Here is a 12,534-nt window from a genome sequence, read left to right as displayed (position 1 = left end):
CTACAGTCCCTTCTGGATCACATCGGCGCGGATCACGCGGTCATCAGCACGCCGCGATAGACCGGGTCTTCCATCGCCCGGCCGGTGCCGATGGCGACGCAGGTCAGCGGGTCTTCGGCGACCGAGACGGGCAGGCCCGTTTCCTCGCGCAGGTGCTCGTCCAGACGGCGGATCAGCGCGCCGCCGCCGGTGAGCACGATGCCCTGGTCGACGATGTCGGCGGCGAGTTCGGGCGCGGTGTTTTCCAGCGCGATGCGCACGCCTTCGACGATCGCGCCGATGGGTTCGCTGAGCGCTTCGGCGACATGGGCCTGGTTGATGGTGATTTCCTTGGGCACACCATTGACGAGGTCGCGGCCCTTGAGGGTGATGGTCTCGCCCACGCCGTCTTCCGGGATCATGGCGATGCCATAATCCTTCTTGATGCGCTCGGCCGTCGCATCACCGATCAGCAGGTTGTGGTGGCGGCGGACGTAACTGACGATGGCTTCGTCCATCTTGTCACCCCCGGTGCGGACCGAGGTGGTGTAGGCAAGGCCACGCAGGGAGAGAACGGCAACTTCGGTGGTCCCGCCGCCGATATCGACCACCATCGAGCCGACCGGCTCGGTCACGGGCATATCGGCACCGATCGCGGCGGCCATCGGCTCGAGGATCAGGTGGACGTCCGAAGCGCCCGCGTTCGAGGCCGCGTCGCGGATCGCACGGCGCTCGACCGAGGTCGAGCCCGAGGGGACGCAGATCACGATCTCGGGATAGCGGAACATCGACTTCTTGCCGTGCACCTTCTGGATGAAGTGCTTGATCATCTGCTCGGCCACTTCGATGTCGGCGATCACGCCGTCACGCAGCGGGCGGATCGCCTCGATGCTGTCCGGGGTCTTGCCCATCATCATCTTCGCATCATCGCCTACCGCCTTGACGCGGCGGATGCCGTTGATCGTCTCGATCGCCACCACGGAAGGCTCGTTGAGGACGATGCCCTGATCCTGGACGTAGACGAGCGTGTTGGCGGTGCCGAGGTCGATCGCCATGTTCTGCGAGCCGAACTTGAAGAGATTGGACAGGAAGCTCATTGGTGATGGTGTTCCGGTTATGCTGGTCGGGTTCGCAGGCCGCTGTCGGGGGGTCGGCTGCGAGGGATTTCTACCCGGTTATGACATGACAGCGCGCGCCTAGCGAATCCGCGCGCAAAAGGCCAAAATATTTGTCCACTGCGGCGCGGATTTTGCGGCGACTGCTCTCGAAAATCTGTCCGCTGGCCGCTACCCTTGGGCGACAATGCCCGAAATCCGCCGCCTGCCCTCCGATCTGGTCAACCGCATTGCTGCCGGCGAGGTTGTCGAGCGACCGGCTGCGGCGCTGAAAGAGCTCGTCGAAAACGCGATCGATGCGGGCGCGCGCCGAGTCGGGGTGGTGCTGGCCGACGGAGGCTTGCAGCGGATCGAGGTGGTCGATGACGGCTGCGGCATGGGCCCCGAGGCGATGGCGCTCGCGCTGGAGCGCCATGCGACCTCCAAGCTCCCCGATTCGCTGATCGGTCCGGATGGCGCGATCGAGCTGGTGACCACGCTGGGCTTTCGCGGCGAGGCGCTGCCGAGCATCGCCAGCGTCGCACGGCTCACCATCGAAAGCCGCGAGACGGGCGCTGCCGATGGCTGGCGGCGCGTAGTCGATCATGGCGCGGTGCTGGCGGACGAGCCCGCCGCCCTGCCTCCCGGAACACGGGTCAGGGTCGAGGAGCTGTTCGCCAAAGTGCCCGCGCGGCGCAAGTTCCTGCGCTCGGCCCGCAGCGAATATGCCGCCTGTCTCGACGTGGTCCGCCGTCTCGCAATGGCGCGGCCCGACATCGCCTTCACGCTGGAAACGCTGGGCGAGGGCACCAAGCGCACGGTGCTGTCGCTTCAAGCGGGCGAAGAGCTGGCGACCCGTGTCGCCCGGATCATCGCGCATGAATTGAAGGACAACTCGGTCCCCATCGATCTGGTGCGCGAGACGCCTTACGGCCTGATGCGCCTCACCGGCGTCGCGGGCCTGCCGACCTGGAACCGCGGGGTGGCCGATCACCAGTATCTCTTCGTCAACGGCCGCCCGGTGAAGGACCGGCTGCTGGTGGGCGCGGTGCGCGGGGCCTATGCCGACATGCTTGCGCGCGATCGCCATGCGGTGCTGGCGCTGTTCCTCGACCTGCCACCGCAGGATGTCGACGTGAACGTCCACCCGGCCAAGACGGAAGTGCGCTTCCGCGACAGCGCAGGGGTGCGCGGCTTCATCGTCTCGGGACTGCGGCAGGCGCTGGCAACGGGGGATCGCCGCTCAGCGCAGGGGCCGGACCGCGCAGCGATGGCGCGGTGGGTGAGCGAGCCGGTTATGGAGCAGGCTGACCTGCTCCCCTCCCGCCTGCGGGAGGGGTCGGGGGTGGGAATGCCCCACGCACCGCTCTGGCCGCAACAGGCCCACCCCAAACCCTCCCCTCAAGGGGACGGGCTTCTGCTGCGTGAGGCGGCCACCGCTTTCGCCATGCCCCAGGGCCGGGCCGAGGAAGCCGCGCCCGTTCCGGCGGAGGCGCAATCCTACCCTCTCGGCATCGCGCGCGGGCAGGTCGCCAATACCTATATCGTCGCCGAGGCGGCCGATGGCCTCGTACTGGTCGACCAACACGCCGCGCATGAGCGTCTCGTGCTCGAACGCCTGCGCGCCGCGGGAGCCGACGCAGGCGTGCGTCGCTCTCAGGCGCTGCTGGTGCCCGACGTGGTCGAGATGGACGAGGTCGATTGCGACCGTCTGGAGGACGCCGCCGAGGGCCTCGCGCGCTATGGCCTTGCGATCGAGCGCTTCGGGCCTTCCGCCATGCTCGTCCGCGCGCTCCCCGCCGCGCTCCCCAAGGCCGACAGCGCCGCGCTGCTGCGCGATCTTGCGGATGACATCGCCAAGCATGGCAAGCAGGAGGACTCCGGCGCGCTGCTGCTGGCGGAACGGCTCGAACTGGTGCTCGCGACGATGGCCTGCCACGGATCGGTCCGCGCCGGGCGCACCTTGAGTGTGGCCGAGATGAACGCGCTGCTGCGCGAGATGGAGGCAACCCCGCGCTCGGGCCAGTGCAACCACGGCCGGCCGACATGGGTGAAGCTCAGCATGGAAGACGTCGAGAAGCTGTTCGGGCGGCACTGACCGCCGCTGCCCGGCCGCGCGCTGCAACTTGTCGGGAAAATCAGCGCACTATCCGGCCCGCCGCTGCCGCTTTTCGCTTGGCAGCCCGCCGCGCATCGTTAAGCTGCCGATCTGTCTGGTACAGGGGGGCATCCATGCGTCTGATTGCAGCTTTGCTTGCGGCGATTGCCGTGTTTTTCGCCATTCCGGTGGGTGCGCAAGCCCCCGGCGAAGCGGAGCTGCCCCCCGAACTCGTCAAGCTGCTCGATGGCCTGAAACCGGTAAGCGGCAAGGTCGCGATCCCCGAGGCACGGGCGACGCTCGATCTGGGCGAGGATTACATCTTCTACAACCCGCAGGATGCACGCACGATCCTCGTCGATCTGTGGGGCAATCCACCCGAAAATGCCAATGGCGTGCTCGGCATGGTGATGCCCAAGGGCAGCACGCCGATCTCCGACAGCTGGGGCGCGGTCGTGACCTTCGAGGACACCGGCTACATCTCTGACGAGGACGCGGCGACCACGGATTACGACGCTCTGCTCGCCGAAATGCAGGAGGGCACGCGGAATGCCAACACCGAGCGCACCGAGGCGGGCTATCCCGCCATCGAGCTCGTGGGCTGGGCCGAGCGTCCGCAATATGACGCCGCCAACCACTCGGTGGTCTGGGCGCAGAACCTGCGCTTTTCCGACGTGCCGACCAACACGCTCAATTACGATGTCCGCACGCTTGGCCGCTATGGCGTGCTGAGTCTCAATCTGGTCTCGACCATGGAGAAGCTCCCCGAGATCCGTGTCGCGGCCAAGGCCTTCGCCGCCAAGGCCACCTTCGACCAGGGCGCGCGCTACACCGATTTCGATCCCGCCACCGATGCGACCGCCGATTACGGCATCGCCGGGCTGATCGCGGCGGGTGCGGGTGTGGCCGCGGCCAAGAAGCTCGGCCTGTTCGGCACGATCGGGGTGTTCCTCGTCAAGTTCCTCAAGCCGATCCTGATCGGCCTCGCGCTGTTCGGTGCTGGGATCTGGCAGGCCTTCAAGAGCCGCCTCGGCTTCGGCAAGAAGGAGGAAGAGGTTTACGAGGACTACGCCGAGGCCGAAGCCGAAGCGGAGCAGTCGCCGGTCGACGCCGCTGCGGGCATTGTCGAGCCCGATGCTGTGGCCGAACCGGCTCCGGGCGAGGCCGAGGTCGGGGCCGAGCACAAGGATGCCGGCTAGGGCATGCGCAGGTTCAGTCCCTCGCTCGCTCTCGCGCTCCTGACCGGACTGGCACTTGCCTCATCCGCAAATTCGGCGGGGACAGGCGACGAGCCCATTTTCTGCGGAGGCGAGACCACCCGTGCCGAGGCACAGGCCTACTTCGTACGTCTGGACAAGGCGCTGGCGGCCGATGCCTCCAAGAGCCGGTTCAATGCCTTCGTGGCACCGATATTCGGCGTCACCGATGCGAGAGGGCGTCACCTCTACTTCCGCCGTGCCGACTTCAATTCGGTCACGCCCGGCCGGATCAGGATCGAGGAGTGGCGCCAGATCAGCGCGCGGGGGCTCAAGGCACTCAGGAATGCCGGATGGCGCGGCTGCATGATGAGCCACGGCAAGGTGTGGTTCGAAACCAGCGAGACCAACGGGCTCGAACTCAAGGGTTTCAACCGGACCCTCGCCTGGGATCCTTCGGAGCTCTGACGGCTACCGCTGCGATCAACGCCTCAGCGCCGCCTTCACGTCCGCCAGCTTCCCGTCCGCATCCGCATCCTCCGGCAGGCCGAGCGCGGCGCGCAGCAGGGCGGCGACCGCGACATTGTCGAAGGTCGACAGCTTCGCGCCCTTGGCGAAGGCCGGGCCGTTGGCGATGAACACGGCGAGCATGTCCGGATCGGCATTGTCGAACCCGTGCGCGCCGCCCTTGACCGGATAGGCGGGCGGACCGGCGAGGATCGTCCAGCCATTCTCGGCGATGCAGATGATCGCCGCGACGCGCGGATTGCTGCCGTAGTGCAGGCGTCCGGGCAGGTCTTCCTTGCGGGTGCAGGTCATGTGCTCGTGCGGCACCAGCAGCGCGTCATAGACCCGGCTGTCGGTCCCGGCGACCGGCTCGATCGCGGCATAGGGCCCGGTCTCGACCGCGATGTAGCTCGCGCGGTCGATGATGTCGTCGAGCTGGATCACGCGGGCCTCGTCGGTCGCGCGCATACCGTGGTCGGCGACGATCACGAGGTTGAGCGGGACGCCGAGCTTCGCCGCGCCATCGACCAGCTCGCCGATCCGCGTGTCGACTTCGGCCAGCGCGGCGTTCACCTCCGCGCTGTCGGGGCCGAAGCGGTGGCCGATGGTGTCGACCGTGTCGAAATAGATCGTGGCGAAGGCCGGGCGGATGGTGGCCGGACGGCGCAGCCAGTCGAGCAGGGTGTTCACGCGCTGCACATTGGTGATGTTCTGGTCGTAGCGCATCCAGTCGGCCGGACGCTGGCCATCGAAGGGCACTTCGCTGCCCGGCCAGAACATCGTCGCGGTGCGCAGCCCTGCGCGCTCGGCGGCGATCCACACGGGCTCGGCCTCGCTCCACCAGAAGGGATCGAGCGCCTGCTGGCTGTTGCCGAGGCTGAACATCACGCCCGGGCGGCGCGGATCAATCATCGAATTGCCGACGATCCCGTTGCGGTCTGGCCGCTTGCCGGTGACGAGCGCGAAGTGGTTGGGGAAGGTCTTGGTGGGAAAGCTCGGCCGCATCGCCGCATTCGCTCCGCTCTTCGCCAGCGCGGCAAGGCGGGGGGTAATGCCGCGTTCCAGATAGTCGGCGCGGAAGCCGTCGATCCCGACCAGAACGGTGACGGGGCGGACAGGCTCCTTCGCGGCGAGCGCGGCAGGCGCGAGGATAAGGGCGGCGAGCAGCAGGATCAGGCGCATGGGCGAAGCCTTAGGGGCGTTGCGGGACAGGTTCGTGGCAGCGAGCCTCAGACGTTGAACTTGAAGAGCAGCACGTCGCCGTCCTGCACCACATATTCCTTGCCTTCCTGCCGCAGCTTGCCCGCTTCCTTCGCGCCCGCCTCGCCGCCGAGGGCGATGTAGTCCTCGTAGGCGATGGTCTCGGCGCGGATGAAGCCGCGTTCGAAGTCCGAGTGGATCTCGCCCGCAGCCTGCGGCGCCTTGGCACCAGCAGGGAAGGTCCAGGCGCGCGCTTCCTTGGGGCCGGCGGTGAAAAAGGTCTTGAGGCCGAGAAGCTTGTATCCCGCACGGATCACCCGGGCGAGGCCGCTTTCGGTGAGGCCGAGGGCTTCGAGGAACTCGCCTCGGTCTTCCTCGGGCATGGCAACCAGTTCGGCCTCGATCGCGGCGGAGACGACCACGGCCTCGGCACCTTCGGCGGCGGCCTTGGCGAAGACCTTTTCGGACAGGGCATTGCCGGTCGCGGCGTCTTCCTCGGCGACGTTGCAGACGTAGAGCACCGGCTTGGCGGTGAGCAGCTGGGCCTGCTTGAACAGGCGTGCTTCCTCGTCGTCATTGGGAACTGTCAGGCGCGCGGGCTTGCCTTCGCGCAGCAGTTCCAGCGCCTGCCCGAGCACGCTCGCCATCGCCTTGGCTTCCTTGTCGCCGCCCGTCGCGCGCTTGGCGGCGGCGGGGACGCGCTTTTCGAGGCTTTCGAGGTCCGAAAGCATCAGCTCGGTCTCGACCACCTCGGCGTCCGCGATGGGATCGACCTTGTTGGCGACGTGCTGGATGTCGTCATCCTCGAAGCAGCGCAGCACGTGGACGATCGCGTCCACCTCGCGGATGTTGCCGAGGAACTGGTTGCCGAGGCCTTCGCCCTTGCTCGCGCCCTTCACGAGGCCGGCGATGTCGACGAAGCCGAGCTGCGTCTCGATGATCTTCGCACTCTTGGCGATCGCAGCGATCTTCTGGAGGCGCTCGTCAGGCACCGCGACCTGCCCGACATTGGGCTCGATCGTGCAGAAGGGATAGTTCGCCGCCTGCGCCGCTTGCGTCTCGGTCAGAGCATTGAACAGAGTGGACTTGCCAACATTCGGCAGGCCGACGATCCCGCAACGGAAACCCATGATGATTGTGCCTTGGCTATCAGGAAAGCGCCGCCCTTAGCGGGGAGGGGGGCGCATGGCTAGAGGCGGATCAGGCAAGCCCCTGCGCTGCGCGCCACGCGGCCAGCGCTTGCGGGCTCTGCAACCGGACGAGCGTGCCGGTGTAGCCTTTCAGCTTGGCCTCGGTGCGCGGGCGGGGGCCGGTGTTCCAGTTCATCACATACCAGAAGAAGGCCGCATCGAAGCGCTCGGGGCAGCCCTCGGGCATGTCCGGGCGGGCGCGCCCGCGATGACTCCAGACCCGCCGCGCCAGTCGCCACAGGCACAGGCGGATCGGGAAATCGAGATAGATCACCGTATCCGCCCGCGCGAGCCGGGGAGCGAGGAGGCTGCCGTAATGGCCCTCGATCAGCCATGTATCCGCCGCCACGACCTCGGCGAGACGCGCGTCGAGCTCGGCCTTTTCCGTCTCGATCCAGCCTGCCTGCCAGCCCAGCTGGTCCATGTGGACAAGCGGCAGGCCGAGGCGCGGGGCGAGTTCGCGGGCCAGCGTACTCTTGCCCGATCCGCAGGGGCCGATGACGAGGACGCGGCGCATGGCTGCGCCTCAGCCCTGCATCCTGAGCGCGACGTCGTTCATGAAGCGCACGTCGTCGCCCTTCGCCAGCCAGTCCGCCTCCGCGCCAAGCGCGCCGAGCATGGTGGCAAGCTCGTCTTCCTCGGCCTTGGCGAAGTTGCCGAGCACGTGGCCGGTCACGCGGTCCTTGTGCCCGGGGTGGCCGATGCCGAGCCGGATTCGGCGATAATCGGGCGCGCCGAGGCTGGCGCAGTGCTGGTCGATCGAGCGCAGGCCGTTGTGCCCGGCGTGCCCGCCGCCCTGCTTCACCTTGACCTTGAAGGGAGCAAGGTCGAGCTCGTCGTGGAACACGGTCAGCGCCTCGCAGCCGAGCTTGTAGAAGCGCAGCGCCTCGCCCACCGCGCGGCCGCTCTCGTTCATGAAGGTCGCGGGTTTGAGCAGCAGCACCTTGGCGCTGCCGATCCGCCCTTCCTGCGCCCATCCGCTGAACTTCTTCTGCACCGGGCCGAAGCCGTGCATATCGGCGATCACATCCACGGCCATGAAGCCGACATTGTGCCGGTGGAGCGCATAGCGCGGTCCGGGATTTCCGAGGCCGACCCAGATTTGCATGACGTGTTCCCTACTGCTCCCTCGCAAAAAACGAAACGCCGGACTTCCCGCGAAGGAAGCCCGGCGTCTGTAAAGCCATTGATGGCGGCGCGCTTACTCGGAAGCGGCTTCGCCTTCGCTGCTCTTGAGGCCCGACGGGGCGATCACGGTGGCGATGGTGAAATCGCGATCGGTGATCACGCTGGTCACGCCCTTGGGCAGGGTCACGCTGCTGATGTGGATCGAGTCGCCGATCTCGCGGCCGGTGACATCGATCTGGATTTCTTCAGGGATGTCGGCGTTGGGGCACAGCAGGTCGAGCTCGTGACGGACGATGTTGAGCACGCCGCCCTTCTTGAGGCCCGGCGAGGCATCTTCGTTGACGAACACCACCGGCACCGAGACTTCGACCTTGCTGTCGCCGGTCAGGCGCAGGAAGTCGACGTGGGTCGGACGGTCGGTCACCGGGTGGAAGGCGACATCCTTCGGGAGCGTGCGGACGGTCTTGCCACCGATCTCGATGTTGACGATCGAGTTCATGAAGTGGCCGGTCATCAGCTGACGCACCAGTTCCTTCTGCTCGACGTGGATCAGGGTGGGTTCTTCCTTGCCGCCATAGATGACAGCAGGGGTCCGACCATCGCGGCGAAGTGCTCGGGAGGCTCCCTTGCCAGCCCGTTCGCGCGCTTCGGCCGGCAGGGTAAGAGTCTCGCTCATACGGATGCCTTTCGAATGCGTGTTTGAAGAGTAGTCACACGGCGCAAACCGCCTCCAGGGATGACCGGAAAGCGCCGAAGGGCGGCCCCTTAGAGAGAGAATGCCCGAAAGGCAACCTGTTTAGGGTGCAGGCGTGGCAGGAGCCGCCTCGGGCGGGGAGAGGCGGCGGATGCGGTAGCCCTGTGCCTCGAGCAGCGCGGCCAGCCCCTCGGGGCCGACCAGATGCGCGGTGCCGACCGCGACCAGCGGGCGCGGGGACTGTTTCAGCATGGGCACCAGCATCGCGGCCCAGCGCCGGTTGCGCGCGGCGAGCAGCGCCTCGTGCAGCGCCGGATCGGCGAGGATTCCCTCGCGGGTCGAGGCTGCGATCGTCGCTGCATCGCCCGCCATCCACGCGCGCTGGAGCCGCGCCGGATCGCGCCGCGCGGTCTCGCTGTCGTGCACTACGGCGGCAAGCATCGCGCGTTGCTGCGCTTCGGGGAGGGTGTCGAAGATGCCGAGCTGCGCGGCGGCGCCTTCGAACTCGCGGACCGGGCGCCCCTTGAAATCCGCGATCAGCGCGCGGTCGACACCATTCGCCGGATCGCCGGTGGCATCGATACGGGCGAGCGCCAATGCGGCAGCCCAGGTCTCGGTGGTGGCGAAGCTGTCTTGCGAATAGCCGCCGCGGGCGAGCAGGCCGGAGAGTTGCCCTGTGAGCTCCGGTGGCACGCGCGCCGTGATCGGGGGCAGGGCAGGGCTGGTGGACAAGGCGGCATAGGTCTGGCCGAGCGCCGCATCGTCACCAAGCGCAGCGATCTCCACCACGAGAAAATCGGCCGCATCGATGCTGCGGCCGACTTCCGGTGTGCGCCACTTCGCGCCGGAGGGGAGGGCATGGATGGTTCCGAACATCCAGCCCTCCACCGTCCCGTCGGCCGAGGCGATCTCGTAGAGCAGCGGCGAGGCCGGGGGCAGGTCCGCCGACGTCTCGCCCGGCGCATCGCTGCACGCAGCGAGCAGGGCGAGCAGCAGCGGGGCGATGACCCTTGCGGCACTTCGCACCGCGCCCGCCGCTGTCGTTCCTCGGGCCGCCACGGGTCGCATCACTTGACCCGCGTGACCTTGATGCCCTTCTTCTTGAGGTAATCCTGCACGCTGCGGTCACCGGCGAGGTGGCCCGCACCGACCGCGATGAACACCGTGCCCGGCTCCTTCATGCGGGTCTTGATCCAGTCCGCCCAGTTGGCGTTGCGGTTGTAGAGCAGCGCCTCGGCGACCTTGGGGTCGTCCATGCCCTCGTTCATGATCGCGGCGAGGTTGTCGGCATCGCCCTTGCTCCATGCGGCGACCATCCGGTCGAGCGTGGGCTTGGTCTCGTCCATCATGTTGGCCGCATCGAGCATGAAGCTGACCTGTGCGTCCTGCGGCATCCCGTCGAAGATGCCGAGCTGGAATTCGGCGGTTTCGAGCGCGTCCTTCGACTTCTCGCCCGCCTTGCCGAGCAGCACCTTCTCGACGCCGCTGTTGGGGTCATAGCCCTCGATTGTGAGCGGCAGCAGTGACAGGGCGAGGCCGACCATCCACGGCTTCTTGGTGTCGAACTGCGCGGCGAGGGCGTCGCCGGGACTCGGGACCAGCCCCTTGGCCTTGGCGTCCTCGTACTGCGCCCGCGCTTCGGCGGGCGCCTGGGCGAGCTGTGCAGTTTCGATCTTGCTGCCGAGTTTGTTCAGCGCGGCGGTGTAGTCCGCCTTCTGGCTCTCGCTCAGCAGCGAGCGCACCGTGGTGCCCTCGGGCAGCGTGCCTCTGGTCTCGGCGAGCTTGGCGAGCGCGGCCTCGCTTTCGGGATCCATCGGGATCTCGGTGACGACGGTCTGCGCGCTGTCGAAGGCCTTGGCGAGGGTCGGGTCATACCACTCGATGCCCTGCGGAAGCACGTGGATCGTGCCGAACAGGTAGATCGTGGTGTCCTTGTCGGCGACCTTCCACAGCGCCGGGCCCTTGCTTTCGGCGGCGGGCGCGGCGTGGGCGGCGTGGTTGTCGGCCAGCAGCGGGCTCGACACCAGCAGCGCGCAGGGGATGGCAGTGAGGGCAATCAGGGAACGAAACTTCATGGGAGGTTCCTTTCGGGGGTTGATCAGGTGTGGTTGGAGTGAGGGGATTGGACAAGGGGCGAGACGGCGGCGGTCACAGCCGCCAGCGGGCGTAGAGGAAGGAGGCGATCATCGAGACATAGGCGATGGCGAAGATCCCGAAGGCGTGGGGCGGGGGCACGAAGCCGCCCGCATGGAGCACCGCCCACACCGGGAAGCCCGCCAGCACCGACACGCAGCCGCCGGTAAAGGCGATGTAGTTCTGCTCGCGCTTGTAATCGTCGATCATGCGGAAGCCAGAGAGCGGCAGCACCACGAAGGCACCCAGCAGCATCACCGCCAGCGCGATCGCCAGCATCGGCGGCAGCTTGAGGTCTTCCCAGTTGCCGCCGAACAGGCTGCCGTCGCCCTGGTCGAAGAAGCCCGTTGCGCCTCCGATCACGCCGCCGATCACCGCGGCAAGGCCGATATAAAGCGCCTGCCGGATGTTGCGCTGCCGGGTGCGGGCCTCGCCCGGGCCGAGCGGTTCCTTGGTGTTCCAGATCATGCGGATTCTCCGTCGTCGAAGATGTCCTCGATCCGCATGTCGAACAGCCGTGCGATGCGGAAGGCGAGGGGGAGGGAGGGGTCGTGCTTGCCGGTCTCGATGGCGTTGACCGCCTGGCGCGAGACATCGAGCCGCCCGGCGAGTTCGGCCTGGCTCCAGTCGCGCTCGGCGCGCAGGACCTTGAGGCGGTTCTTCATGTCTCTTCGTCCGAACCGACACGGTCGCGCAGCCATTGGTAGCCGTAACCGGCATGGTAAACGATCGTGAGTATGATCCCGACGAGGTGGCCGTCGAAAAAGAGCGCCATGCCACCGACCGATGCGGCTTCGCTGCTGCCCGACAGATCGTGTCCCGAAGGTGTCGCGACATCGAACAGGTAAAGAGTAAACCCCGCGAACATGTACAGGCTCAAGGCAAATACGACCCAGCGATGTCCGTTCGCACACAGACTGCGGAAGTAGTCGTCTGCGCGCCCCGTGAGGGTAGATGCGAGCAACCCGCCGACAGCACCTCCAAAGATGAGGCCGTATGGGCCACGAACACCGAAGAGGTAGAGCGGCAGCAGGGCTACCGAGCAGGCTGCGCCGAACCATACGTACTTGTAGGCGTAGCTACGCTGGCTCTCGCTGGACGTGTAGGGGCGATAGGGCACGGCTCAGAACCCCGCCGCGACCGCAAGCCGGGCGACGAGCGCGCCAAAGCCAAACCCGCTTGTCAGCAGCATCGCAAAGACGACCCACTGCTTCATGCAGACGTCTTTGGTGAGGAATTCCATGGTGTGTCTCCATCAGGTTTCCCTGACACCGTGTCAGGTATGCCTGACCATATGTCGTGATTCGCTGACTAT

14 protein-coding genes are annotated in these 12,534 nt (G+C 67.0%); 3 read left to right on the top strand and 11 right to left on the bottom strand.

Translation table 11 applies throughout. The features are described from left to right. Positions 1–32 precede the first annotated feature (32 nt). Positions 33–1,076, bottom strand: coding sequence for a rod shape-determining protein (locus BZF57_RS05295; RefSeq protein ID WP_069310184.1), 1,044 nt, complete (start codon positions 1,074–1,076; stop codon positions 33–35). Positions 1,077–1,281: 205 nt separating this feature from the next. Here BZF57_RS05295 and mutL point away from each other — a divergent pair, with 205 nt between their 5' ends. From mutL to BZF57_RS05280, 3 genes are all read left to right on the top strand, one after another. Then, a complete protein-coding gene (gene mutL, locus BZF57_RS05290; protein ID WP_086735404.1) occupies positions 1,282–3,171 on the top strand; it encodes a DNA mismatch repair endonuclease MutL in 1,890 nt (629 codons plus the stop codon). 134 nt (positions 3,172–3,305) lie between these two features. After that, positions 3,306–4,370 (top strand): DUF2167 domain-containing protein, encoded by a 1,065-nt coding sequence (locus BZF57_RS05285; RefSeq protein ID WP_162290952.1) that lies wholly within the window; start codon positions 3,306–3,308, stop codon positions 4,368–4,370. 3 nt (positions 4,371–4,373) lie between these two features. After that, the gene (locus tag BZF57_RS05280) at positions 4,374–4,835 is read left to right on the top strand and encodes a hypothetical protein (RefSeq protein WP_086735400.1); all 462 of its coding nucleotides are present in this window, start codon (positions 4,374–4,376) and stop codon (positions 4,833–4,835) included. 15 nt (positions 4,836–4,850) lie between these two features. Here BZF57_RS05280 and BZF57_RS05275 read toward each other — a convergent pair whose 3' ends face one another. From BZF57_RS05275 to BZF57_RS05230, 10 genes are all read right to left on the bottom strand, one after another. Beyond that, on the bottom strand, positions 4,851–6,056 hold the full coding sequence (locus BZF57_RS05275) for an alkaline phosphatase family protein (RefSeq protein WP_086735398.1): 1,206 nt from the start codon (positions 6,054–6,056) through the stop codon (positions 4,851–4,853). A gap of 47 nt (positions 6,057–6,103) precedes the next feature. Next, positions 6,104–7,204, bottom strand: a complete 1,101-nt coding sequence (gene ychF / locus BZF57_RS05270) for a redox-regulated ATPase YchF (RefSeq protein ID WP_086735396.1) — start codon at positions 7,202–7,204, stop codon at positions 6,104–6,106. A 70-nt stretch (positions 7,205–7,274) separates the two neighbouring features. After that, positions 7,275–7,781 (bottom strand): AAA family ATPase, encoded by a 507-nt coding sequence (locus tag BZF57_RS05265; protein ID WP_086735394.1) that lies wholly within the window; start codon positions 7,779–7,781, stop codon positions 7,275–7,277. 9 nt (positions 7,782–7,790) lie between these two features. Continuing rightward, the gene (pth, locus tag BZF57_RS05260; RefSeq protein WP_086735392.1) at positions 7,791–8,372 is read right to left on the bottom strand and encodes an aminoacyl-tRNA hydrolase; all 582 of its coding nucleotides are present in this window, start codon (positions 8,370–8,372) and stop codon (positions 7,791–7,793) included. A 93-nt stretch (positions 8,373–8,465) separates the two neighbouring features. Then, entirely contained in the window at positions 8,466–9,068 is a 603-nt protein-coding gene (locus BZF57_RS05255) for a 50S ribosomal protein L25/general stress protein Ctc (protein WP_086735390.1), read from the bottom strand. A 120-nt stretch (positions 9,069–9,188) separates the two neighbouring features. Beyond that, entirely contained in the window at positions 9,189–10,145 is a 957-nt protein-coding gene (locus BZF57_RS05250; RefSeq protein WP_162290951.1) for a TraB/GumN family protein, read from the bottom strand. Positions 10,146–10,153: 8 nt separating this feature from the next. Further along, a complete protein-coding gene (locus BZF57_RS05245) occupies positions 10,154–11,161 on the bottom strand; it encodes a TraB/GumN family protein (protein ID WP_086735386.1) in 1,008 nt (335 codons plus the stop codon). A 73-nt stretch (positions 11,162–11,234) separates the two neighbouring features. Continuing rightward, positions 11,235–11,687, bottom strand: a complete 453-nt coding sequence (locus tag BZF57_RS05240) for a hypothetical protein (protein WP_086735385.1) — start codon at positions 11,685–11,687, stop codon at positions 11,235–11,237. Further along, positions 11,684–11,884 carry a helix-turn-helix transcriptional regulator gene (locus BZF57_RS05235; RefSeq protein WP_086735383.1) on the bottom strand — a complete coding sequence of 67 codons (201 nt, stop codon included), beginning with the start codon at positions 11,882–11,884 and terminating at the stop codon, positions 11,684–11,686. Before BZF57_RS05235 ends, BZF57_RS05240 begins: the two co-directional genes overlap by 4 nt. Continuing rightward, the gene (locus tag BZF57_RS05230; protein WP_086735381.1) at positions 11,881–12,339 is read right to left on the bottom strand and encodes a hypothetical protein; all 459 of its coding nucleotides are present in this window, start codon (positions 12,337–12,339) and stop codon (positions 11,881–11,883) included. The genes BZF57_RS05235 and BZF57_RS05230 overlap by 4 nt, the downstream gene beginning before the upstream one ends. Between the last annotated feature and the right edge of the window lie 195 nt (positions 12,340–12,534).

The sequence above is a fragment of the Erythrobacter colymbi genome (genome assembly GCF_002155685.1).
Taxonomy (GTDB): Bacteria; Pseudomonadota; Alphaproteobacteria; order Sphingomonadales; family Sphingomonadaceae; genus Erythrobacter; species Erythrobacter colymbi.
Note: the sequence above shows the minus strand (reverse complement) of the source record. Positions and strands in the feature narration are given on the sequence as shown.

Excerpts from the sequence above, each read along its gene's own strand:
- BZF57_RS05255 (WP_086735390.1), bottom strand. The coding sequence starts at position 9,068 with ATGAGCGAGACTCTTACCCTGCCGGCCGAAGCGCGCGAACGGGCTGGC.
- BZF57_RS05285 (WP_162290952.1), top strand. The coding sequence starts at position 3,306 with ATGCGTCTGATTGCAGCTTTGCTTGCGGCGATTGCCGTGTTTTTCGCC.
- BZF57_RS05265 (WP_086735394.1), bottom strand. The coding sequence starts at position 7,781 with ATGCGCCGCGTCCTCGTCATCGGCCCCTGCGGATCGGGCAAGAGTACG.
- ychF (WP_086735396.1), bottom strand. The coding sequence starts at position 7,204 with ATGGGTTTCCGTTGCGGGATCGTCGGCCTGCCGAATGTTGGCAAGTCC.
- mutL (WP_086735404.1), top strand. The coding sequence starts at position 1,282 with ATGCCCGAAATCCGCCGCCTGCCCTCCGATCTGGTCAACCGCATTGCT.
- BZF57_RS05280 (WP_086735400.1), top strand. The coding sequence starts at position 4,374 with ATGCGCAGGTTCAGTCCCTCGCTCGCTCTCGCGCTCCTGACCGGACTG.
- BZF57_RS05275 (WP_086735398.1), bottom strand. The coding sequence starts at position 6,056 with ATGCGCCTGATCCTGCTGCTCGCCGCCCTTATCCTCGCGCCTGCCGCG.
- BZF57_RS05240 (WP_086735385.1), bottom strand. The coding sequence starts at position 11,687 with ATGATCTGGAACACCAAGGAACCGCTCGGCCCGGGCGAGGCCCGCACC.
- BZF57_RS05235 (WP_086735383.1), bottom strand. The coding sequence starts at position 11,884 with ATGAAGAACCGCCTCAAGGTCCTGCGCGCCGAGCGCGACTGGAGCCAG.
- BZF57_RS05245 (WP_086735386.1), bottom strand. The coding sequence starts at position 11,161 with ATGAAGTTTCGTTCCCTGATTGCCCTCACTGCCATCCCCTGCGCGCTG.
- BZF57_RS05295 (WP_069310184.1), bottom strand. The coding sequence starts at position 1,076 with ATGAGCTTCCTGTCCAATCTCTTCAAGTTCGGCTCGCAGAACATGGCG.
- pth (WP_086735392.1), bottom strand. The coding sequence starts at position 8,372 with ATGCAAATCTGGGTCGGCCTCGGAAATCCCGGACCGCGCTATGCGCTC.